This is a genomic window from Streptomyces telluris (genome assembly GCF_024519335.1).
In the GTDB taxonomy this organism is placed as follows: Bacteria; Actinomycetota; Actinomycetes; order Streptomycetales; family Streptomycetaceae; genus Streptomyces; species Streptomyces telluris.
In genome coordinates this window covers 185229-206100 of sequence record NZ_JANIID010000010.1, presented here as the reverse complement: position 1 = coordinate 206100, position 20872 = coordinate 185229, and the positions used below count along the sequence as shown (strand labels likewise).

The 20872-nt window shown below is 71.2% G+C and carries 16 protein-coding genes and 2 pseudogenes; 5 read left to right on the top strand and 13 right to left on the bottom strand.

Annotated features, from left to right (window positions below):
• Window positions 1–54 precede the first annotated feature (54 nt).
• Window positions 55–483: an effector-associated constant component EACC1 gene (locus tag NQU55_RS37115; protein ID WP_372504721.1), complete on the top strand. Its 429-nt coding sequence runs from the start codon at window positions 55–57 to the stop codon at window positions 481–483.
• Window positions 484–493: 10 nt separating this feature from the next.
• Here the strand turns inward: NQU55_RS37115 and NQU55_RS14510 are convergent, their stop codons facing one another.
• The 8 genes and pseudogenes from NQU55_RS14510 to NQU55_RS14475 all read right to left on the bottom strand — a co-directional run bounded on the left by NQU55_RS14510 (window position 494) and on the right by NQU55_RS14475 (window position 9301).
• Window positions 494–709 carry a hypothetical protein gene (locus NQU55_RS14510; RefSeq protein WP_168090645.1) on the bottom strand — a complete coding sequence of 72 codons (216 nt, stop codon included), beginning with the start codon at window positions 707–709 and terminating at the stop codon, window positions 494–496.
• A 598-nt stretch (window positions 710–1307) separates the two neighbouring features.
• Window positions 1308–2246: pseudogene (locus tag NQU55_RS14505) on the bottom strand (hydroxyacid dehydrogenase); the annotation flags it as partial.
• Window positions 2247–2274: 28 nt separating this feature from the next.
• Window positions 2275–3840: an L-lactate permease gene (locus NQU55_RS36810; protein WP_168090647.1), complete on the bottom strand. Its 1566-nt coding sequence runs from the start codon at window positions 3838–3840 to the stop codon at window positions 2275–2277.
• On the bottom strand, window positions 3837–5846 hold the full coding sequence (locus NQU55_RS14495; RefSeq protein WP_168090648.1) for an FAD/NAD(P)-binding protein: 2010 nt from the start codon (window positions 5844–5846) through the stop codon (window positions 3837–3839). Before NQU55_RS14495 ends, NQU55_RS36810 begins: the two co-directional genes overlap by 4 nt.
• Before the next feature lie 2 nt (window positions 5847–5848).
• A complete protein-coding gene (gene sbnB / locus NQU55_RS14490; RefSeq protein WP_168090649.1) occupies window positions 5849–6856 on the bottom strand; it encodes a 2,3-diaminopropionate biosynthesis protein SbnB in 1008 nt (335 codons plus the stop codon).
• 2 nt (window positions 6857–6858) lie between these two features.
• Window positions 6859–7884 (bottom strand): 2,3-diaminopropionate biosynthesis protein SbnA, encoded by a 1026-nt coding sequence (gene sbnA, locus NQU55_RS14485; RefSeq protein WP_168090650.1) that lies wholly within the window; start codon window positions 7882–7884, stop codon window positions 6859–6861.
• A 414-nt stretch (window positions 7885–8298) separates the two neighbouring features.
• Window positions 8299–8706, bottom strand: a complete 408-nt coding sequence (locus NQU55_RS14480; protein WP_168090651.1) for a pyrophosphohydrolase domain-containing protein — start codon at window positions 8704–8706, stop codon at window positions 8299–8301.
• 319 nt (window positions 8707–9025) lie between these two features.
• Window positions 9026–9301, bottom strand: coding sequence for a DUF1876 domain-containing protein (locus tag NQU55_RS14475; RefSeq protein WP_168090652.1), 276 nt, complete (start codon window positions 9299–9301; stop codon window positions 9026–9028).
• Between the two features lie 142 nt (window positions 9302–9443).
• On the opposite strand from NQU55_RS14475, the gene NQU55_RS14470 reads away from it, so the two are divergent.
• Both NQU55_RS14470 and NQU55_RS14465 read left to right on the top strand, forming a co-directional pair.
• Window positions 9444–10412 (top strand): phenylalanine 4-monooxygenase, encoded by a 969-nt coding sequence (locus NQU55_RS14470; protein WP_168090653.1) that lies wholly within the window; start codon window positions 9444–9446, stop codon window positions 10410–10412.
• Window positions 10413–10549: 137 nt separating this feature from the next.
• On the top strand, window positions 10550–12544 hold the full coding sequence (locus NQU55_RS14465) for a S9 family peptidase (protein ID WP_168090654.1): 1995 nt from the start codon (window positions 10550–10552) through the stop codon (window positions 12542–12544).
• Here NQU55_RS14465 and NQU55_RS14460 read toward each other — a convergent pair.
• From NQU55_RS14460 to NQU55_RS14440, 5 genes and pseudogenes are all read right to left on the bottom strand, one after another.
• Window positions 12426–13310: pseudogene (locus NQU55_RS14460) on the bottom strand (SURF1 family protein); the annotation flags it as partial. The gene NQU55_RS14465 and the pseudogene NQU55_RS14460 overlap by 119 nt on opposite strands.
• A 112-nt stretch (window positions 13311–13422) precedes the next feature.
• Complete coding sequence (locus NQU55_RS14455; protein WP_168090655.1) at window positions 13423–14490, bottom strand: hypothetical protein; 1068 nt, start codon at window positions 14488–14490, stop codon at window positions 13423–13425.
• Entirely contained in the window at window positions 14487–15146 is a 660-nt protein-coding gene (locus NQU55_RS14450) for a SigE family RNA polymerase sigma factor (protein WP_256790639.1), read from the bottom strand. The genes NQU55_RS14455 and NQU55_RS14450 overlap by 4 nt, the downstream gene beginning before the upstream one ends.
• A gap of 281 nt (window positions 15147–15427) precedes the next feature.
• On the bottom strand, window positions 15428–16534 hold the full coding sequence (locus tag NQU55_RS14445) for an aspartate-semialdehyde dehydrogenase (RefSeq protein ID WP_168090656.1): 1107 nt from the start codon (window positions 16532–16534) through the stop codon (window positions 15428–15430).
• Complete coding sequence (locus NQU55_RS14440; protein ID WP_058045511.1) at window positions 16531–17802, bottom strand: aspartate kinase; 1272 nt, start codon at window positions 17800–17802, stop codon at window positions 16531–16533. The genes NQU55_RS14445 and NQU55_RS14440 overlap by 4 nt, the downstream gene beginning before the upstream one ends.
• 556 nt (window positions 17803–18358) lie before the next feature.
• Here NQU55_RS14440 and NQU55_RS14435 point away from each other — a divergent pair.
• Together NQU55_RS14435 and NQU55_RS14430 are read left to right on the top strand one after the other, a co-directional pair.
• Complete coding sequence (locus NQU55_RS14435; protein WP_168090657.1) at window positions 18359–19006, top strand: thermostable hemolysin; 648 nt, start codon at window positions 18359–18361, stop codon at window positions 19004–19006.
• On the top strand, window positions 18993–20867 hold the full coding sequence (locus NQU55_RS14430) for an AMP-binding protein (RefSeq protein ID WP_168090658.1): 1875 nt from the start codon (window positions 18993–18995) through the stop codon (window positions 20865–20867). The genes NQU55_RS14435 and NQU55_RS14430 overlap by 14 nt, the downstream gene beginning before the upstream one ends.
• Window positions 20868–20872: the final 5 nt, after the last annotated feature.

Below are 20872 nucleotides of genomic sequence, written 5' to 3'. Positions count from 1 at the left end.
ACTCTTGGGCCGGATCACCCGAGCACCCTGGCATCAAGGAGCAACCTAGCCGCCGTGCTTACGGCTCAAGGACGTGCCGATTTGGCGGAACGCCTCTACCCTAGCGGTTTGCGACTGGAGGAAATCAAAGTCACAGTAGTGGGTGATGACAGCCATCCAAGAGATCTCGTCTCACTACATCGCTGGCTGCACTCCGACCCTCGGCTTGTCGAGACTGTGAGGATCAGCGTCCCTCAGCCCGAACCAGAGTCAATGGGGGCTGTCGCAAATTCACTTCTGGTTCGCTTCCCGCCTTCCAATATCACCTCCTTCTCAACCTCACTCATTACCTGGCTAAGGAGCCGGAGCAACAAAGACATACGCCTACTTTTGACTGACCTGAGTGGAGTGACCTTAGAAGTCCCTAGCCAGGTCATCAAGCTTCCTGAAGATGCAGTCGCGGATTTCTCTACTGCTCTCTCTAATGCCTTGCGCCATCGCTAAGGTGTGACGTTCATCTAGGGCGCTTCAGCAACACCGCAAACCTCATGTTCGACATGGATTGGGGCGTGTGATCACTGAGGAAGCTCTGGAACGCGGCGCTGAGGGGTACTACGCCCACAGCTTCCCAGCCATCCTGACCTGCGGCGTTCAGCTTCTCTTCCCAATTGGTGTCACCCGCGATGCCAGCGACAACCGCGACCGTCTGGTACTCCCATACGACTGTCATTTGCTGAGGGTGACATGGCTTGCAACCCAGCACTAGTGAGCGTCGCTACTGAAGTTGAATGCGTGTTGTCAACCCGTTCCTCGGCCGTCATTCCACCGCCACTGGGATACTGCGTCTTCGCATAGCGCACCCCCGGCAGCCGTCACGACCCGACGCAACCCACCCTGTTAAAGATCTCTAGCCCAGGTCGTCAGTTCGCTGAGCGGAATGGAGCGAACAGGGAGTGGATCAAGGCCCAATCCCTCCACAACTACCGCCAGACCACGCCACACCAACTCCCCGAGCCGCAGGTGAGCCTGTCGCACCAGGTCAGGCGTCCCCTCGCCCCTCGTTCGGGACGAAGAGGTCGTGGGTTCAAATCCCGCCACCCCGACTTCGAAATAGCAGGTCAGGCCTGGTTTCTCTCGCTGAGGGAAGCCAGGCCTGATTTGTTTTTGGTGTGCCTGGACTGCCCTAACCGGCCCGGTGGTGATCCGGGACACATGCGCCTACGACGGGCGGGGCCGCTCTCCTCTTTTGGAGAGAGCGGCCCCGCCCGTCGTGCGTGCGTATCCCCGTCTCAGCTGCCCACGGCCGCGAAGGGGCGGGGCTCCGGAGCGTTGACCGCGTCCGGGACCGGGGCGCCTGCCAGGGCCTGGATCACTGAGCCTGCCACCTGGGTTCCCGCCTTCTCCTGGGCCTCGTGGGTGGAGGCGCCCAGGTGGGGGGTGGCCACCACGTTGTCCAGGGCGAGGAGGGGGGAGTCGACCGGGGGCTCGGTCTCGAAGACGTCCAGGGCCGCGCCCGCGATGCGGCCGGCGCGGAGGGCGTCGGCCAGGGCGGTCTCGTCGATGATCCCGCCGCGGGCGACGTTGACGAAGTACGCGGAGGGCTTGGCCTTCGCCAGTTCCTCCTTGCCGATGAGGCCGATCGTCTCGGGCGTCCTGGGCAGGTGGACGGTGACGAAGTCGGCACGGGTGAGGAGGTCGTCGAGGCCGGTCGTCTCGATGCCGAGCTCCGTGGCGCGCGCGGGCGTCACGTAGGGGTCGTAGGCGATGATCTCCATGCCGAACGCCGCCAGCCGCTCGGCCACCAGCGCGCCGATGCGGCCCAGGCCCACGATGCCGAGCACCTTCCCCGAGAGCTCGGTGCCCGTGAAGCGGCTGCGCTCCCAGGAGCCCTGTTTCAGGGAGTGGCCGGCCTGCGGGACGTTGCGGGCGGCCGACAGGAGCAGGGCGCAGGTCAGCTCGGCGGCGCTGACGATGTTGGCGGTGGGCGTGTTGACCACGAGGACGCCGGCGCGGGTCGCCGCGTCGACGTCGACGTTGTCGAGGCCGACGCCCGCCCGGCCGATGACCTTGAGACGGGTTCCGGCTGCGATGACCTCGGCGTCGGCACGGGTGCCGCTGCGGACGAGCAGGGCGTCGGCGTCCCGGACGGCCGCCAGGAGGGCGGCGCGGTCCGTGCCGTCGCAGTGGCGGATCTCGACCCCTTCGCCCAGGGCGTCGACTGCTGCGGGTGAGAGCTGGTCGGCTATCAGCACAACGGGGTGGGTCATGACCGTTCTTTCTGTCGGGGTTCTCGGGTCACTGCCAGAGGACTGCGATGGCTCCCGTCGTGAGGAACACGAGGGCGTGCACGGAGAGCACCGTGCGCAGGACCCACCGGGTGTCGACGGGGCGGTCGGCGTCCGGGTCCGCATCCGCGGTCACGGTGGTCTGCACCACGGGGGTGGTCATCGTCCCGGTCGCCGATCCCGAAGGCGAAGACGACGGGGCGGACGTTCCGGCGGGCTGCGATGCCTTCGGCGGGGCCGCCGGGCCCGGGGCGTTCTGCGCCAGCTGTGCGGCCAGGACCACGCGGGCGCTGGAGGCGCCCGAGGCCAGGGCCGCGCTGACGTTCTGCACGGCGACGAGGTGCCCGGTGGAGTAGCCGAGCGCCTCGGCGGTGTTGGCCTGGCTGGCGGCAAACATCGCGTTGGCGCCGGTGTTGGAGCCGGCGAGGAAGCCGCCGACGGCGCCGATCCAGGGGGCGAGCACGAGGTAGGAGGAGCCGATCGTGGCGCAGGCCTCGGCGAGCTCCCGGCTCATGCCGGTCACGGTGAGCACGGTGCCCAGGGTGAGGAAGACGACGGTCGTCAGGGTCACCTGCCACCAGCGGCCGAGGGCGGCGACGGCGGCGGGGCCCAGGACGGGCTCCCCGGCGCCGAGCAGCTTCGGCGTGAGGGCGGCGGTCACCAGGAGCCAGCCGCCGGGGCCGGCGACGACCGTCCACCAGCCTTCCTTGACGCCCGCCGACTCCAGGATCAGCCGGCTCACCAGGAGGCCGGCGACGAGGAAGGCGTACGGGGAGAGCGTGCGGCCGATGGGCTCGCGCTCGCCCTTCGCACCGTCCCGCTCCAGCATCCGGGAGACCACCAGCAGGACGACCATGGTGACGAGTCCGCCGAGGACGCCGGCGAGCGGCACGCCGATGAAGGTGTTGACGGCCCAGACGGTGCCCCAGAGCGCCGCCACGGCCAGCAGCAGGTCACCGGCCGAGGCCAGCGCCCGGCGCGCGCCGAGGGCGACGACCAGCGTCGCAGCACCGCAGATGAGGAAGACGGGCGCGGACAGCAGGGCGGAGTCGATGCCCAGCTGCTGGAAGTCGACGTCGCCCAGTTCGGCGGCGACGAGGCTGCCCGGGGCCAGGGAGCCCCACGGCACGGTGACCAGGCCCAGCAGGCCGACCACGGCGGCCTTCGCCGGCGGCAGGCCGAGCTGGCGCAGGAGCGGGATGGCCACGATGACGCCGATGCCGAAGCCGGTGAGCGACTCGGCGAACGGTGTCACGCCGAGCATCACCAGCAGCACCGCCCGGCTGGGGGAACTGCAGGCGCTGCCTATCCAGTTACCCATGCGGGACTGGGCGCCTGTGCGGGTCATCAGCTCGCTGAGCAGGATGCCTCCGAAGAGGATCGCGCCCAGCTCGACGATGGTCGGCAGCATGTGCAGCTGGGCGTCGCCGAGATCGCCCAGGGGGGTGCGGAACGAGGTGGCCGTGAGGACGAGAGCGGTCGCCAGGGCCGCCAGGCTTGCGTACAGGGCACGCACGCCCAGGGCGAGGAGCCCCAGCGTGACGAGGATGGGGAGGGTTGCGAGAGCAGCGTTCACGTAGCCACCTTTGCAGATGCCATCTCTGCAGTCGTCAGGGGCAGTTCGGACAGGCGCTGCGCTGCTGCGAGCATGGCGGTGACACTGCGGTGGGCGTCCATCAGGGCCCGCGAGAAGCCGCCCGGCGACGGCACGTAGTGGTTGTAGAAGGTGGTGCCTTCGGACAGCGGGCCGAGCACCCACATGCGCTCGTCCGTGTCGCCGTCGCGGCCGACCGGGTGCAGGCCGCGGGTGAGGTCGACGCCCCTGCTGCTGGCAACGGCGGGGCGGTGCCTGCGGATGACGCCCTTGCCGACCAGGTCCGCGAGCAGCGGGCTGCCGGTGCGCTCGACGTCGGGCTGCCCGGAGGTGGCGTGGACGAGCCAGTCGGCGGTGGCCGTGTACGGCGTGCCCAGCCGCGTGGAGGACAGCCGCCATCGCTCCTCCTGCGCGTCCCAGGCGAGCTCCGGCTCGGGGCCGAAGGGGACGGCGGCGACGCCGGCGCGGAGCAGGGCGAGCAGTTCCTGGTGGCGGTCCAGCTGCGGCCCGGTCACCGACCGGTTGAGGACGGCGGTGAAGGAACCGTAGAACTCCTCGTGGGACTTCTCGTCGAGGCCCGCGAAGTCCACGGCGCGGCGGAGCAGTTCGCGCCGGTCGCGCAGCACCTCCAGCGCCGCCTTGAGCGGGCTGCCGGACAGGCCGCGCTCCGCCTGCTCCAGGTCGTCGGCGATGCGCCCGGCGTACCAGTCCTGGTAGGCGCCGCTGTCGGGGAGTTCGCCCGTCTCGGGGAAGAGCAGCCCCTCGGGGTCCAGGACGCCGAAGTCCTCGCGGTGCGCGTCGTCCAGCCGGTCCAGCTCGGTCTCCAGCCGTCCCGCCGCGAGGGCCTCGCGCAGGGCGCCGACCGTCCGCGTCTCGGCCTCGTCGCCGCCGAGCAGCCCGGCGCAGCGCAGGTGGAACGCGACGCGCATCTCGGTGCGGACCAGCGGCAGCAGGTCGCCGTGGAGGCTCATGCCCTCCCCCGGCGCGTCGGCGCGCAGGCGGTCGACGGCCTCCGGGGTGAGCACCAGGGACGCGTACAGCGGGCCCTGGCGATTGGCCCTGGGGCGGGCGCGGAACGGCAGGCCGGTGCGGGAGTACAGCAGGATGCGCGGCTCCGAGCCGCTGGGGACGTACTGCAGGGTCCCGTCGACGGTGGTGTAGCGGCCGCCGCGGCCGAGGGTGAGCGCGGCGAGGGCGTCCATGCCGGACAGTCCCGTGCCTCCGAGGGCGACGGTCTGTCCGGGCAGGATGCCCGCGAAGCGGCTCTTCGGCGGGTAGATGTCCCGGACCCTGCGGTGCTCCCCCGGCGACTGCTCCGGCGCGGGCGGGGCGGGCGGCGGGGTGTGGCCGGTGGTGAGGAAGACGAAGGGTGCCGTCAGTACGGAGCCGTCGTCGAGGACGATGCGGCGGTTGCCGTCGGGCAGGACGGTCAGCTCAATGGCCTCGCCCGTGTGGAACCGGATCTCCAGGTGGTCGGGGGCGCGGTCCACGACCCGCCGCAGGAACCAGGAGAGGTACTCGCCGAGTATGCGGCGGGGAAGGTAGTCGTCCTCGCGTATCTCGCGGCCTACGGGGCCGAGCGTGAAGCCGTCCTCGGCCAGCCGGAGCCCGCGCTCCCGGACCCACTCGTAGAGGGTGGGTCCGCGGTCGCCGACGGTGTCGCCGACGGTGGCCTCCTCCGGGAACGGCGAGACCTGGTTGCAGGTGGTGTTGAGCAGCAGGTAATCGGGCTGGGCCGGGTCGTGGATGCCCCTGGCGTCGCACAGCGGGTCGACGACGTCGACCGTGAACGGCCGCTCGCCCCATGCGGGGGCCGAGGTGAGCGTGACGATCCGCTCCAGGACGCCCAGGCCGCGCGAGCCGAAGCCGACGATGCAGGCGCCGAGGTCCGTAGAAGTGGAAGAAGAAGGGGAAGGAGAAGAAGAAGGGGAAAGGGAAGGGGAAACGGAAGAAGAGGAAGGAGAGGAAGAGGAAAGAGGCAGCGTCATCGTCACCACCGCCGGGTCTCGCCGAAGAAGTCCGGGACGTCGACGGTCTCGCCGCTCTCCCGCGCCGTGCGGTAGACGTGCATGCCGACGGCCAGGTCGAGGACGCCCAGACCGAACGGGGAGAAGATCACCGGGCGGTCGCGGTCGGGCGTGACGTCGCCGAGGATGACCTCCGCGAGCGTGCCGTCGATGAAGTCGCGGTGCCCGTACTTCTGCTCGGCCAGGTGCGGGGAGGTGTTGGCCGTCATGCAGTGGCCGATGTCGTCGAGGATGTTCTGCGCGCCGAGGATGATCTCCGGGCCGATGTCGCGCAGCGAGACGTTCAGCACGACCTGGCCGGCGGTGAAGGTGGCCGCGTCGGTGACGTAGGGCTCGCCGGCCGTCGTGGCGAAGACGATCAGGTCGGAGCCGGTCAGGGCGGCCGTCAGGTCGTCCTCGGTGGTCGTCCGGTAGCCCAGGGAGGAGCCTGCGTACTCGGCGAAGGCCTTGCTGTACTCGGGCAGCCGGTCGTGGATGACCAGCTCCTCCACGGCCCACTCCTGGGCGGTGAAGAACTCCAGGATGTTGCGGGCGATGATGCCGGCGCCGACGATGGTCAGCCGCCGGGCGGTGCGCCCGCCGGTCAGCTGTTCCGCGGCCAGGACCGCGGAGGCGGCGGTGCGGGCGGCGCTGATCTGGGAGGCCTCGAGGCAGGCGAAGGGGTAGCCGGTCTCGTAGTCGTTGAGCAGCAGGGCGGCCGAGGCGCGCGGGACGCTCTTGTTGATGTTGCCGGGGAAGCTGCTGATCCACTTGATGCCGGCCACGTCCGTCTTGCCGCCCAGGTAGGCGGGCAGGGCGATGATGCGGCTGTCGGGCTTGTCGGGGAAGCGCAGGAAGTAGCTGTTGGGGTTGACCGACTCGCCCGCGTGGTGGGTCAGATAGGTCTCGCGCACCTCCGTGACGATCTGCCGCCGCGTGCGGCCGATGATGTCGCGGGCGGTCTTTCCGCCGATGACGCTGAACTCGAACATTGTTATCCCTTCAGGGCCGGCACGCCGGTGCCGGGAATCGGATGCGGTGAGGTGGCAGAGTGACCGCGCTGGTGCGGCACCGTGACGTCGGCGCCGAACCTTTCCTGGACCCATGTGTCGTCGTAGATGGTGCTGAGGTACCGGTCGCCGAAGTCGGGCGCGATGGCCACGACGCGCGCGCCGGCGGGGATTTCGTCCCGCCGGCTTTCGACGGCGGCCAGTACCGACCCGGTCGAGCCGCCCGCCACGATGCCCCGCTGGGCGGCGAGGCGGCGGCACATGCGCACCGCCTCGGCCTCGGGGACCATGACGGTGTGCTCGATCTGCTCCGGGTCGAAGATCTCGGGCCGGCGGCTGGTGCCCAGCCCCGGTATGTACCGCCTGCCGGGCGGGTTCCCGAAGGTGACCGAGCCGACGGTGTCGACGGCGATCACGCGGGTGTGCGGGGAGTGCTCCCGGAAGTACGCGACGCAGCCCATCAGCGTCCCGGTGGTGCCGGCGCCGACGAAGAGGTAGTCGACGTCCAGCCCCTGCTTGACGATGGCGGCCGCCGTGCGCTCGTAGTGCGCCTTCGGGTTGGCGGGGTTCGCGTACTGGTTGGGCCAGACCAGCCCGGGGTCCTCGGCGAGCCGCCGGTGGATGTAGTCGATGCGGGACTGCAGGAATCCGCCGTTGGCGTCCCGCTGGTCGACCGAGACGACCTGCGCGCCGAAGGCCTTCATCAGTGCGATGCTGAGGGCGGACGTATTGGGGTCGACGACGCAGGTGAAGCGGTAGCCGCGGGCCGCGCACACCGAGCTCAGCGCAATTCCCAGATTGCCGGAAGAGGATTCGATGACGTGGCCGCCGGGGCGCAGGACCCCGCGGCTCTCCGCGTCCTCAAGGAGGCCGACCGCGGCCTTCATCTTGATGGATCCGGCCGGATTGAAGCCCTCCAGCTTGAGCAGGACATCGACCCCCGATATGAAACCGGACAGGTCGAGGAAGACGTCGTCCAGGATCATCTCGTGCGTGCTCTGATAGATCATTTGATTGATCGCCTCGTATTTCCGCGGGTGGGCACGGGAAACGACGGCACCCCGACAACTTTCCGGAGCCTTTTCCTTGGGGCGCTCGGGGGAAGGGGGTTTCGCGGTGGCAGGCCGGGCCGCCACTCCCTGCGTCCAACTCTGCCCGGGTAGGACCTTGTTGACCATGAGATGTCCATGGCGAGAAGTCGTCGACGACTTGTCGTCACCCCCGTCGGGCCGTTTGGTCCTGACAGGGGCGGCGGCGCAGGGACGTTGCGCCACGAAAACGACCGGCCGCCCGGGGCGGGCGGCCGGTCACTTCGCTGTGAGCGGCTGGTGAGCGTGCGTACGTGAGGGCTACGCGGGGGGCTGGGCCGGCGTCAGCCCCCGGGCCGGTCCCGGGGCGTCAGTCCCCGGACCGGTCTCGGGGCCTCAATCCCCGGCCCCCTCCGGCCAGCCCTGGCTGCGCAGGACCGCGGACACGTCCGGTGCCCGGTAGTGCTCTCCCTTGAGTACCTTTCCGTCGGCCCGGCGGGACGCCTTGCCGTCGGGGCCCAGCTTGGTCATGTTCGAACGGTGGATCTCGGCGATCACCGCGTCCAGGTCGATGCCGTGGACGAGGGCCGTGCCGTAGGCGACGTAGACCACGTCGGCCAGCTCGTGCGCGAGCTTGTCGAGCGGGCCGTCGACGGCGACCTCGGCGACTTCGGCCACCTCTTCGGCCAGCAATTCCTGGCGGTGGGCGGCGAGATCGGCGGGGACCTCCGTGGGAATCGTACGGGCATCGAGCCCGCAGGCGAGGTGGAACTCGCGCACCGACGCGGCAGGTGAGTGCTTCATCCGGCCGAGCCTACGAGTCACCTGGCCCTACGCGTCAAATGATCGAAGTGTCCCTCAATTCGGCTTGCGTTGCTTACTGTTCGACGCGCGATGCTACTCACTTCTCGGCGCGGCTCACCTCTCTGCGCGGCTCACTTCTCTACGCGGCTCACCTCTCTGCGCGGCTCACTTCTCGGTCTTTCGCTACGGCACACAGAAGTCCGCCCCGGCGCGGGGCCGGGGCGGGCTTCTGCGGCCGGGAGGCCGGGGTCGGGAAGCGTCCGGTCCGGGAAGCGTCCGGGTCCGAGTTCGGGTCCGGGTTCAGGTCCGGGTTCAGGGGCTAGCTGAGCGATCCCTTGACCGGCTCGTGGGTGTGCGACTCGATGTCGCGGGCCGCATTGTCGAGCAGTTTGTTGGTGAGATCGGAAAGGGCACGGGCCGCCGCGAGTTCGTCGCCTATGGCGGGGTCGTTCTGGTCGGCCGGATTGCACCGGGCGACGCCATGACCCATGAGCCGCCGCTCCCCGCCCTTGCCGATCAGCGTCGCGTCGGCGGTGACCTTACGGCCCTCTTCGGTGATCTCGATCTGGGCGTTCCACGCCGTTTTGGTCGTCATGGCAAACCTCCTGTACCAGAGCGCAGAGCACACACCTGGGCCCACTGTCCACGCTGGCACCGGTAGGGCCCCACCGCATCTCAGGACCCCCGCCCGACCGGAGGAGGTTACCCTCAGCTCCCACCTGGGCACCCTGTGTTCCATGAGTCAACTCTGGTCACGCACGCCGGTGACGCCGGGAGGCAGGCTCGGGCCGGCGGCGCAGCACCCGGGGCGGTGCGACAGCCGGTACCTGCAACGGCGGAAAGCCCTGGTGGAGTCGGCCCTCGGTCACCGCGTGGGCGACCCGTCGCCGACGGTGGAGTACACCGAGGACGAGCACGCGACGTGGCGCACGGTCCACGGCGCGCTGGGCAAGGCGCACCGGGCGCACGCCTGCCGGGAGGTGCTGGACGCCGCGGAGGAGGCTCCCGTGCCGGCCGACCACGTGCCGCAGCACGCGGAGGTCGGGGCGCGGCTGAAGCCGCTGACGGGGTTCGAGTTCACGCTCGCGGGCGGGTTCGTGGAGAACCGGCGCTTCCTGGGCTCGATGGAGCGCGGCTACTTCCACGCCGTGCAGTTCGTCCGCCATCCGTCGGTGCCGCTGTACACGCCCGAACCGGACGTGATCCACGACGTGTTCGGCCACGGCATCCACCTGGCGTCGCCCGCGTTCGCCGAGCTCTACCGCATGTTCGGCCGCACGGCGACGCGCCTGACCACGCCCGAGGCCCTCGACGTCATCAGCCGCGTGTACTGGTTCACGCTGGAGTTCGGCGTGATGACGGAGGAAGGGGCGGCCGGGAGCAGGACGGGCGGAAGCAGGGCGGGCGGGAGCAGGACGGGCGGAAGCGGGACAGGCGGAAGCGGGACAAGCGGAGTCAAGGCCTACGGTGCGGCGCTGCTGTCCTCGTACGGGGAGCTGGAGCGGCTGGGTTCGTGCGAGGTCCGGGAGCTGGACGTCCGGACCATGGTCGCCACGCCCTACCGGGTCTCGGGCTACCAGCCGGTGCTGTTCGGCGCGCGGGGCATGAACCACCTCGCCGACACGCTCGCCGGGTTCCTGCAGGACTTCGACGACGGCACGGCCGACCGGATGGGCCTGCGCCCGGTGCCGGGCGACCGGTCCTGAGCCCGGGCCCGGGCGGTCCGCCAGAACAGCGTGCCCGAGCGGCGCGCCCGGGCGGAAGGGCCTCGTCCGGAACAGAGTTATCCACAGGCTGCGGCCGTCCTCGGCGCGATGTCCCCGCTCCGTCGCAGAATGGGGCCATGACTGAGAGCAACGGGTCCGAGCAGAAGTCCGGGCAGAAGGACGAGGGGCCCGCCGTCGCCCCGCAGGGCACGTCGGCGGTGCCGGACGCAGCGGCCGTGCCGGATGCGGCGGCCGTTCCGGATTGGGAGAAGCGCTTCCGGGCGCCGCGCGTCGGGCTGCCGAGATGGGCGAAGGACGCTCCCGACCGCGCGCTGTTCGTGTCCAACGTGACGGGCACCTTCGAGGTGTACGCGTGGGACCGCGCCACGGGCGCGCAGCGTCAGGTGACCGACCGGCCGAACGGCACGACGGGCGGGGTGCTGCCGCCCGATGGCGAGTGGATCTGGTGGTTCGCCGACAAGGACGGGGACGAGTTCGGCGTGTGGATGCGCCAGCCCTTCCACGGCGGGGCCGACGAGCCCGCCGTGCCCGGTCTCGAGCCCTCCTACCCGGCCGGCCTGGCCCTGGGCCGGGACGGCACGGCCGTGGTCGGCCGTTCCACGGACGAGGGCGGGTCGACGGTCCACGTGGCGCGGCCGGGCGCCGGGCCCGTGGAGATCTACCGTCACGCCGAGTCCGCGGGGGTCGGCGGCATGTCGTACGACGGCACGCTGATCGCGATCGAGCACACCGAGCACGGCGATGCGATGCACTCGGCCGTCCGCATCGTGCGGCCGGACGGCAGTACCGTCGCCGAGCTGGACGACACCCGCGGCGGCACCGAGGAGCTGGGCCTGGCGGTCATGGGCTTCGCGCCCGTGCCCGGGGACTCCCGGCTGCTGGTGGGGCACCAGCGGCGGGGCCGCTGGGAGCCGATGCTGTGGGACGCGGCCACGGGCGAGGAGACAGCCCTCGCCGTCGACCTGCCGGGCGACCTGGACGCCGGCTGGTATCCGGACGGCTCCGCGCTGCTCGTCGAGCACAGCCACCAGGCCCGCAGCGAGCTGTGGCGCTACGACCTGGCCGATGCCTCGCTGACCCGCCTGGACACCCCCGTGGGCACGGTGTCCGGCGCCCTGCCGCGGCCGGACGGCAGCGTGGAGTTCCTGTGGTCCTCGGCGGCCGAGCCGTCGGTCGTGCGGTCCACGAGCGGGCAGGTCGTGCTGGATCCGCCCGCACTGCCGGGCGGGGTCGCCCGGGCGCCGCGGTCCGTGCCGGTCCGGGACGTCTGGGTGGACGGGCCGGGCGGCAAGGTGCACGCCCTGATCCAGGTGCCGGAGGGCACCGGGCCCTTCCCCGCGGTCTTCGACGTCCACGGCGGCCCGACCTGGCACGACAGCGACGCCTTCGCCGCGGGCCCCGCCGCCTGGGTCGACCACGGCTACGCGGTCGTCCGGATCAACTACCGCGGCTCGACGGGCTACGGCCGCGCCTGGACGGACGCGCTCAAGCACCGGGTGGGTCTCATCGAGCTGGAGGACATCGCGGCGGTCCGGGACTGGACGGTCTCCGCAGGGATCGCCGACCCCGGGCGGCTGGTGCTGGCCGGCGGCTCGTGGGGCGGCTATCTGACGCTGCTCGGCCTGGGCACCCAGCCGGACGCCTGGGCGCTGGGCCTGGCCGGCGTGCCCGTGGCGGACTACGTGACGGCCTATCACGACGAGATGGAGGCCCTGAAGGCCCTGGACCGCACGCTGCTGGGGGGCACCCCGGAGGAGGTGCCGGAGCGCTACGCGGCGTCCTCCCCGCTGACGTACGTCGACGAGGTGCGGGCCCCGGTCTACATCTCCGCGGGCATGAACGACCCGCGGTGCCCGATCCGGCAGATCGAGAACTACGTGGAGCGGCTGGAGGGCCGCGGCCACCCCCTGGAGGTCTACCGCTACGACGCGGGACACGGCTCCCTGGTGGTGGAGGAGCGGATCAAGCAGCTCCGGCTGGAGATCGCTTTTGCGGAGCGTCATCTGGGCCGTCCTGCCCAGGACCGTCGGGAGCCCCTCCCGAGCCGTCAGGAGCCCCTCCCGAGCCGTCCGGAGCCTGCCCCGGACCGTCCGGAGCCTGCTCCGGAGTGATGCCGAGGGCCAGGTCTCGCGCGGCCTCCGCCTCGCGGCGGAAGAGCCTGGCCCACATGAAGAGCACGAAGCCGGCGAAGACGAACCACTCACCGGTGTAGCCGAGGTTCTGGAAGGCCTTGAGGTCCAGGCCGCTGTTCGGGGCGGCGGCCGGGGGCACCGGGGTCATGGCCCCGGGCGCCTCGGAGGCGGTGATCCACGCGTCGTACACCCCGTACGGCACGACGTTGACCAGTGAGGCGGCGCTGATCACGCCGACCTGGCCCTCGGGCAGGCCGCCGCTCGCATGCACGCCCTTGGAGCCGGGGCTCTCCGAGGACTGCAGGGCGCCGGTGACCGTCACGCGGCCGGCCGGCGGGGCGGGCACCCCCGCGGTGTCCGCCTTGGAGGCCGCGTCGCCGGGCAGCCAGCCCCGGACGACGGGGAGGCCCTTGCCGTCGTCGGTGCGCAGCAGGGTCAGCACGTAGAAGCCCCGGCGATCGTCCAGGCTCCGCTCCGGCACGAGCAGCTGGTGCGCGGCGTCGTAGCGGCCGGAGGCCGTCGTCCGGCGGCCGGAGGTCTCCATCGTCACCGGGAGGAGGTCGTGCAGGGGCTCGGCGTCGGCCTTCCGGGCGTCGTCGGCCTGCGTCTGCTGCTCGCGGTGCGAGTCGACGCGCGTTTCGAAGCGGCCGAGCTGCCAGCTGCCCATGAAAAGACAGAAGGGGATGGCCACCACGGTGAAGACGTTGATCGCCCACCAGCGGGGAGTCAGCAGGAACCGATACACACCACCACGGTACGGGCACGCCCGTCGCAGCGGTCACCGCCCCCTGCCGGGAGCGCCACCGGCACCGCCGCCACCGGAGGCAGGGGCGTCACGGCGGGTGCCACGACGCGCGTCAGCTCGCGGTGACGATCGGCCCCGTCCGGTAGACGGTGCCGGCGCACGCGTCGTCGATCTTGGCGTCGGCTATGGCCGGCTCGCCGACGTCCGGGGTGTGGCTGAGCACGACGCTCGGCGGCGGCGTGGGCGGGGGCGAGTCCGGCACGCTCGGCTGCTGGGCGGTCGCGGTGCCACTGGCCGGGGAGGCGCTGGCACCGCCGCCGCCCGCGGAAGGCGCCGGAGAGGCCCCGCCGGTGTTCTTGGCGCAGCTGCTGCGCGCGCCGTCGGCCGTCGGGATCCAGGCGAACTTCACCTCGTACGCCTGCCCGGGCTGGAGGATGACCTCGCTGGGCTCGGTCGTGGGGTCGGGCAGGCCGGTCGCGGCGTCGCCCGGCGTGTGGTCGACGACGGAGACGCGCCCGCTCTCGGCGCTGCCCCGCGGGCTCGCGGCGACGGTCCCGGGCCCGCCCACCGTGCAGACGGCGCGGGAGACGTTGACCACGCGGAAGGCGCCGTAGACGCGGCCGTCCCGGTCGGCGGGACCGACGGAGCCGCTGCCCTTGCCGAGCTGGTCGCGGTCGCAGATCGGGGAGACGGCGGCGAAGGTGTTCGTGGGCGCGGGGAGGTTGCCCGCGGGGGAGGAGGCGGCGGGCTTGGGTTCGTTGCCCTTGCTCCCCTCGTTCTTGCGCTGCTCCCGCTTCTCGTCGTGGTTCCGGGCCTCGCCCTGCTCGGGCCGGCCCCCGCCGTCGCCCACTCCGTCGGGCTCGGCGCCCGGCTCCTCGGGGCTGTGCTGGGAGCTGGCCGTATTGGCGTGGCGCTCCTCGACCTCGTCACCGGTGGTGGCGACGTGGACGACCGCGGGCAGGGCCGTGCCGCCGAGGATCAGCGCGGCCGCGGCGCCCACGAGGGCATGCCTGCGGCGGGTGCGCCGGGCCGGCACGGCGCGCCGGATGTGCTCCAGCGCGTCGGGAGCGGGCTCGATGTCCCCGACGGCGCCCTGCAGGAGCTGCCGGAGCGTCTGTTCGTCCATGCCGCCGCCACGCTCGTCGTCGGGACCGGGCCCGTCGTAGGGGGGGCGGTTCATGCCGGAGCCTCCATGGCGACGCGGAGCGCCGCGATCCCCCGCGACCCGTACGCCTTGACCGAGCCGAGGGAGAGGCCCAGGGTCTCGGCGACCTGGGCCTCGGTCATATCGGCGAAGTAGCGGAGGACGAGGACTTCACGCTGCCGGCGTTGCAGTCCGCGCATCGCTTTGATCAATTGGTCGCGCTCCAGCTGTTCGTACGCTCCCTCTTCGGCGCTCGCCATGTCGGGCATCGGCTTGGAGAGCAGCTTCAGACCGAGGATGCGGCGGCGGAGCGCCGAGCGGGACAGATTGACGACAGTCTGCCTCAGATAGGCGAGGGTCTTCTCCGGGTCCCGGACCCGGCCGCGCGCGGAGTGCACCCGTATGAAGGCCTCCTGGACCACGTCCTCGCAGGAGGCGGTGTCGTCGAGGAGCAGCGCGGCAAGGCCGAGCAGGGAGCGGTAGTGGGCCCTGTAGGTCTCGGTGAGGTGGTCGACTGTGGTGCCCGCTGCCATTGCTTCGTCAGCGTCCTCCCGCTGGGGCGGGAGCTGGGCGGCGGTGCGGGCGGCCGGCCAGGGAGCGATCACCGGCATGCCGCCCGACGGGTGCGAACGCGGGCGCAGTGCGCTGCCGCCGCGCCTCGGGGCGGTTGCGATGCTGATGACCTCTGCCACGCCTGTTGGACACGCTTCCCCCCGTCAGGGTTGTACACGCGAGGCGCCGCGTCTGACGATGCGCCGCGTGACGATGCGTCATATGCCCTCATGCGTACCAGCTCTTCCTCAATGCCCCGGTTCTGTTGCCGCCCTGAGAGACGGCAGCAAAGACGCCCCCCGGCCGCCGGCGGTTGCAGTGGGCGGGGAGCGCATCGTCGAACACTTCATCTGCCCAGTTCAAGAGGTCTGGACCAACGACTTGATCACAGGACCTTCAAGACCTTCACCAGTTCTCCAGATTAGGGAGTGCTCAGCTCCGCCGCCACGCATTCGGCGACCTGAGCCGTGTTCAACGCCGCTCCCTTGCGCAGATTGTCACCGCATACGAAGAAGTCGAGCGCCTTCGGGTCGTCCATCGACCGGCGCACCCGCCCCACCCAGGTCGGGTCCGTGCCCACCGCGTCGGCGGGCGTGGGGAACTCCCCCTCGGCCGGGTCGTCCACCAGCACGACCCCCGGCGCGCTCGCCAGGATCTCGTGCGCCTGCCCGACCGTGACCTCGTTCTCGAAGCGCGCGTGCACGGAGAGGGAGTGCGTGGTGATCACGGGGACCCGTACGCACGTCGCCGCCACCCGCAGGTCCGGCAGCCCCAGGATCTTGCGGGACTCGTCGCGGATCTTCAGCTCCTCGGAGGACCAGCCGGCCTCCCGCAGCGAGCCGGCCCAGGGCACCACGTTCAGCGCGAGGGGGGCCGGGAAGGGGCCCAGCGCGTCGCCGACCGCCCGGCGCACGTCGCCGGGCTGCGTCCCGAGGGAGGAGCCGGCCACGGCGGCCAGCTGCGCCCGCAGCGTGTCCACGCCGGCCTTGCCCGCCCCGGAAGCCGCCTGGTACGAGGAGACGACCAGCTCGCCGAGCCCGAACTCGGCGTGCAGCGCGGCCACCGCGACGATCATCGACAGCGTGGTGCAGTTGGGCGTGGCGACGATGCCGCGCGGGCGCACCCGCGCCGCGTGCGCGTTCACCTCGGGCACCACCAGCGGCACGTCCGGATCCATCCGGAAGGCGGCGGAGTTGTCGACGACGACCGTGCCCTTGGATGTCGCGATCGGCGCCCACCGTGCGGAGACCTCGTCCGGCACGTCGAACATGGCGACGTCGACGCCGTCGAAGACCTCTTCGCTCAGCGCGAGGACCTCGGTCTCCTCGCCGCGCACGGCGAGCCGGCGCCCGGCCGAGCGCGGGGAGGCGACGAGACGGATCTCGCCCCACACGTCCGCACGCTGCGAAAGGATTTCCAGCAGGACCGTGCCGACGGCGCCGGTGGCGCCGACGACGGCGAGCACCGGCTTACGGCCCGTACCGGCACCCGGGCGGGTGGCGGTACGGGCCGCGGGGCCGGCGGTCATCGCCCGGTGCCTCCGTAGACGACGGCCTCGTCGTTCTCGCTGTCCAGGCCGAAGGCGGAGTGCACCGCCCGGACGGCCTCGTTCACGTCGTCGGCGCGGGTGACGACCGAGATGCGGATCTCGGAGGTCGAGATCAGTTCGATGTTCACCCCGGCGTTCGAGAGCGCCTCGAAGAACGTCGCCGTGACGCCCGGGTTGGTCTTCATCCCGGCGCCGACCAGCGAGATCTTCGCGATCTGGTCGTCGTAGCGCAGCGAGTCGAAGCCCACGCGCTCCTTCGTCCGCTCCAGCGCCTCGACGGCCTTGCGGCCCTCGGTCTTCGGGAGGGTGAACGAGATGTCGGTCAGGCCGGTGGACGCCGCGGAGACGTTCTGCACGACCATGTCGATGTTGATCTCGGCGTCCGCGATCGCCCGGAAGATCGTCGCGGCCTCACCCGGCTTGTCCGGCACCCCGACGACCGTGACCTTGGCCTCAGAGGTGTCGTGCGCGACGCCCGAGATGATCGCCTGCTCCATCGGCTGGTCCCCTTGCGGTTCGTTGCTGACCCAGGTGCCCTGGAGCCCCGAGAAGGACGAGCGCACGTGGATCGGGATGTTGTAACGGCGTGCGTACTCGACGCAGCGGTGCAGCAGCACCTTGGAACCGGAGCTCGCGAGCTCCAGCATGTCCTCGAACGAGATCCAGTCGATCTTGCGGGCCTTCTTCACCACCCGCGGGTCGGCCGTGAAGACCCCGTCGACATCGGTGTAGATCTCGCAGACCTCGGCGTTGAGCGCGGCGGCCAGGGCGACGGCGGTGGTGTCCGAGCCGCCGCGGCCCAGGGTCGTGATGTCCTTGCTGTCCTGGGACACGCCCTGGAAGCCGGCCACGATCGCGATGTTGCCGGAGTCCACGGACTGCTGGATGCGGCCCGGCGTGACGTCGATGATGCGCGCCTTGCCGTGGACCGCGTCCGTGATGACACCCGCCTGGCTGCCCGTGAAGGACTGCGCCTCGTGGCCGAGGTTTTTGATCGCCATCGCCAGCAGCGCCATGGAGATCCGCTCTCCGGCGGTCAGCAGCATGTCGAACTCACGACCGGCAGGCATCGGCGAAACCTGCTCGGCGAGATCGATCAACTCGTCCGTCGTGTCACCCATCGCGGAAACCACGACGACCACCTGGTGGCCGTTCTTCTTGGCTTCCACGATTCGCTTGGCAACCCGCTTGATGCCTTCGGCATCGGCAACGGAGGAGCCTCCGTACTTCTGCACGACAAGGCCCACGTGCGCTCCTCGCAGCTCTGTGTAATGCGGTCGGCTCAGTCTAACGAGCGGTCGGAATCAGCCATGCCGATATCGCATGGTGAGACGTGTCGACCGCGCCGTGATCGCGGACGGTGCTCCGTCGGACCGCCCGCGCTCGCTTCTTCCCTGTAAGACCTGAGCCACTCACTTTGTGAGCTGCACCATACGGGGTCCGCGGCGCACCGCGCGCCGCGGACCCCGGGGCGCGGGCGCCGGTCCCCGGCCCCCGGGTACGGGCGCGGGCCTGCGGTCGCGCGCCGTGCGGCCGCCGGGTCGTCGCCGCGTGGTCGCCGTGTCATCGCCGTGCGGCCGCCGCGTGGTCGCAGCGTGGTCGCCGTGTGGTCGCAGCGTGGTCGCCGTGTGGTCGCCGTGTCGCGAAGACGCCACCGCTCTGTCGCTTTCCCGGCGGCATTTTGCGCCCCATCGGCGCCTCTCGTCCGGCAATGTTTTCCGTGTCAGCAGGTCCCGGGGGAAAAGCCTCCGGTCGGGGGATCCGAGGGCGGGCCTGTGAAATATTTTTTGGGGGAAGCACGTCATGCATATCTCTGTCGCGGCGCGACTGAGTCAGGACTGGAGTGCGGCCAGTGATTTCGTCCGCGCCCGGTACGAGCGGGCCTACGGGGCGGACATCCTGCCCGACCCGGATTGTTTCGTCATCGCCCGGAAGCAGGAGGGCCGGGACGGGCGCATCGTCGCCTGCGGCGGTCTGACCTTCAATTCCGACCGCGGATTCTTTTCGGAGCGCTATCTGGACCGGCCGGTCGACGAGGTCGTCGAGGCGGCCACCGGCCAGGCTTGTGACCGCGAGGACGTCGTCGAGGTCGGCTCGCTGGCCGGGGGCGGCGGGGCGGGGCTGGAGCTGGTCCGGCTGCTGCCGATCCTCTCCTGGTGCCAGGGGATGCGCTTCCTGATGTGCACGGTCACCGCCGAGCTCGCACAGACGCTGGACCGGGTCGGCATTGAATTCCAGCCGCTCGCGGAATCCTCCGCGGACCGGCTCACCGAATTCGAGCGGCAGCGCTGGGGGACGTACTACGACCACCGGCCCATGGTCGGCGTGGTCCGCCTGGAGGGAATTTCCCACCTCTTCTCGCAGACCACCGGAAAGTACAACTTCACCAATCTGCAGGTGGCCCTGCGCGGTGAGCGGAACGGAAAGGAGCTGGCTCATGCGGCTCGTTGAGAATGCCTTGCGGCAGCGGATTTCCAGTGACGAGGTCTTCGTCGAGGTGCTGGCCGACGAATCCGGCAGCGGCGGAAACGGCACCGGCGCCCGCCCCTCCTCGCACCCGCACCCGCACCCGCACTCGCACTCGCACTCGTACTCGCACTCGTACTCGTACTCGTACTCGTACCGCCAGATCCTGCACGCGGCCGCCGGTCTCGCCTCCCGGCTCGGCAGGGTCGCCGAGGGCGGCGGCGCTCCCGCCAAGGTCGCCGTCGTGATGGGCAACTCGCCCGACTTCGTCGTCGCCGACCTGGCCCTGCTGGGCAGCGGGCGCACCGAGGTCCCCGTGCCCCTGGCGTTCTCCGCGGACCAGGCCGCCTCGCTGCTGTGCGACGCGGACGTGTGCCTGGTCGACGGGCCCGGCGAGCGGCGCCTGGCCGAGTGGGGGCGGGAGACCGTGCTGCCCGCGCGCTGTCCCGTGCTGCGCGTCGACGTCGACGACCTGCTGGTCGACCCGTACGACGCGGTGCCCCCGCTGTTCGGCCCGGACACCGCCGGCGACCCCACGGCCGAGGACGGCGCCGCCGACGACCGCGCCACCACCGGCGACCGCATCGGCGACCGCATCGGCGACCGCATCGGCGACCGCATCGGCAAGATCATCCATACCTCGGGGACGACATCGAAGCCGAAGGGCGTGTGCATCCGCACCGCCGGACTCGACGCCCTGCTGAGCTCCCTGCGCGCGGTCATGCCGCCCGGCGCGTACGCCCGCTACCTCTCCCTGGTCCCGTTCAGCCTCCTCATCGAGCAGGTCACCGCCCTGTACATGGTGATCCTGGACGGCGGCACCGTGATGCTGCTCCCCGAGGACGCCCCACTGGTGGGAACCTCCGCCTCCGCGGCGCAGCGCGTCCTGCCGTACGTGGCGCGGGCCCGGGCCTCCGCACTGGTCGTCACCCCGGCGCTGGCCGAGGTGCTGGCCGCGGAGATCGAACGGGACGGCGTGGCACCCGTCTTCGGCACGCCGCGCGTCCCGCTGGTCTGCTGCGGCGGCGCCCCCGTCGACCCGGGCGTGCTGGCCCGCCTCGACGCCGGCGGCGTACCGGTCCACGAGGGCTACGGCCTGAGCGAGAACAGCTCCGTGGTGAGCTGGAACGCGCCCGGCGCCCGCAAGGTCGGCACCGTCGGCCGCGCCCTGCCCCACGTACGGACGAAGCTGGCGGCGGACGGCGAACTGCTGATCACCGGCGAGTCGCTCTTCGCGGGCTACTCGCGGCAGGACCCGTCCAGTTGCGAGCTCGACCCGGACGGCTGGCTGCACACCGGGGACCTCGCCGAGATCGACGCCGACGGCTACATCAGCATCGTCGGCCGCAAGAAGAACATCATCATCACCGCGGCGGGCCGCAACATCGCCCCGGAGTGGGTGGAGGCGCGCTACCGCTCGCTGCCCGGCATCCGCGCCTGCGCTGTCTTCGGCGAGGGCCTGGAGTCCCTGCACGGCCTGTTCCTGATCCCGCCGGGCGCCGACGCCGGGCGAGCGCGCCGCGACATCGAGGAGTTCGGGCTGCGCGAGCTGTCCGCGGTCGAACGCGTCGCCGTCGTCCACACGCTGGAGGGCACCGAGGACGCCTACCTCGCGTACTTCACCGTCACCGGGCGCCCCCGCCGCCGCGAGATCACCGAGGCCGCAGCGGCCGGCCGCCTCCCGCAACCGGCCCCTGCCCCGGACCCGGACCTCTACCCGGACCTCGACCCGGACCCGGACCTCGGCTCGCACCCGGCCCTGGCCGGCACGCCGGCCCGTACCCCGGTCCGCGCCCCGGCCCGTACCCCGGCCCGCACCCTGACCTTGACCCCGACTGGAGCCTGATCACC

Bases quoted from the DNA above. Each gene is read 5' to 3' on its own strand.
- NQU55_RS14475 (WP_168090652.1), bottom strand. From the start codon at position 9,301: ATGACGACCAAAACGGCGTGGAACGCCCAGATCGAGATCACCGAAGAG.
- sbnB (WP_168090649.1), bottom strand. From the start codon at position 6,856: ATGTTCGAGTTCAGCGTCATCGGCGGAAAGACCGCCCGCGACATCATC.
- NQU55_RS14480 (WP_168090651.1), bottom strand. From the start codon at position 8,706: ATGAAGCACTCACCTGCCGCGTCGGTGCGCGAGTTCCACCTCGCCTGC.
- NQU55_RS14455 (WP_168090655.1), bottom strand. From the start codon at position 14,490: ATGAACCGCCCCCCCTACGACGGGCCCGGTCCCGACGACGAGCGTGGC.
- NQU55_RS14445 (WP_168090656.1), bottom strand. From the start codon at position 16,534: ATGACCGCCGGCCCCGCGGCCCGTACCGCCACCCGCCCGGGTGCCGGT.
- NQU55_RS14495 (WP_168090648.1), bottom strand. From the start codon at position 5,846: ATGACGCTGCCTCTTTCCTCTTCCTCTCCTTCCTCTTCTTCCGTTTCC.
- NQU55_RS14435 (WP_168090657.1), top strand. From the start codon at position 18,359: ATGCATATCTCTGTCGCGGCGCGACTGAGTCAGGACTGGAGTGCGGCC.
- NQU55_RS14465 (WP_168090654.1), top strand. From the start codon at position 10,550: ATGACTGAGAGCAACGGGTCCGAGCAGAAGTCCGGGCAGAAGGACGAG.
- NQU55_RS14510 (WP_168090645.1), bottom strand. From the start codon at position 709: ATGACAGTCGTATGGGAGTACCAGACGGTCGCGGTTGTCGCTGGCATC.
- sbnA (WP_168090650.1), bottom strand. From the start codon at position 7,884: ATGATCTATCAGAGCACGCACGAGATGATCCTGGACGACGTCTTCCTC.
- NQU55_RS14430 (WP_168090658.1), top strand. From the start codon at position 18,993: ATGCGGCTCGTTGAGAATGCCTTGCGGCAGCGGATTTCCAGTGACGAG.
- NQU55_RS14470 (WP_168090653.1), top strand. From the start codon at position 9,444: ATGAGTCAACTCTGGTCACGCACGCCGGTGACGCCGGGAGGCAGGCTC.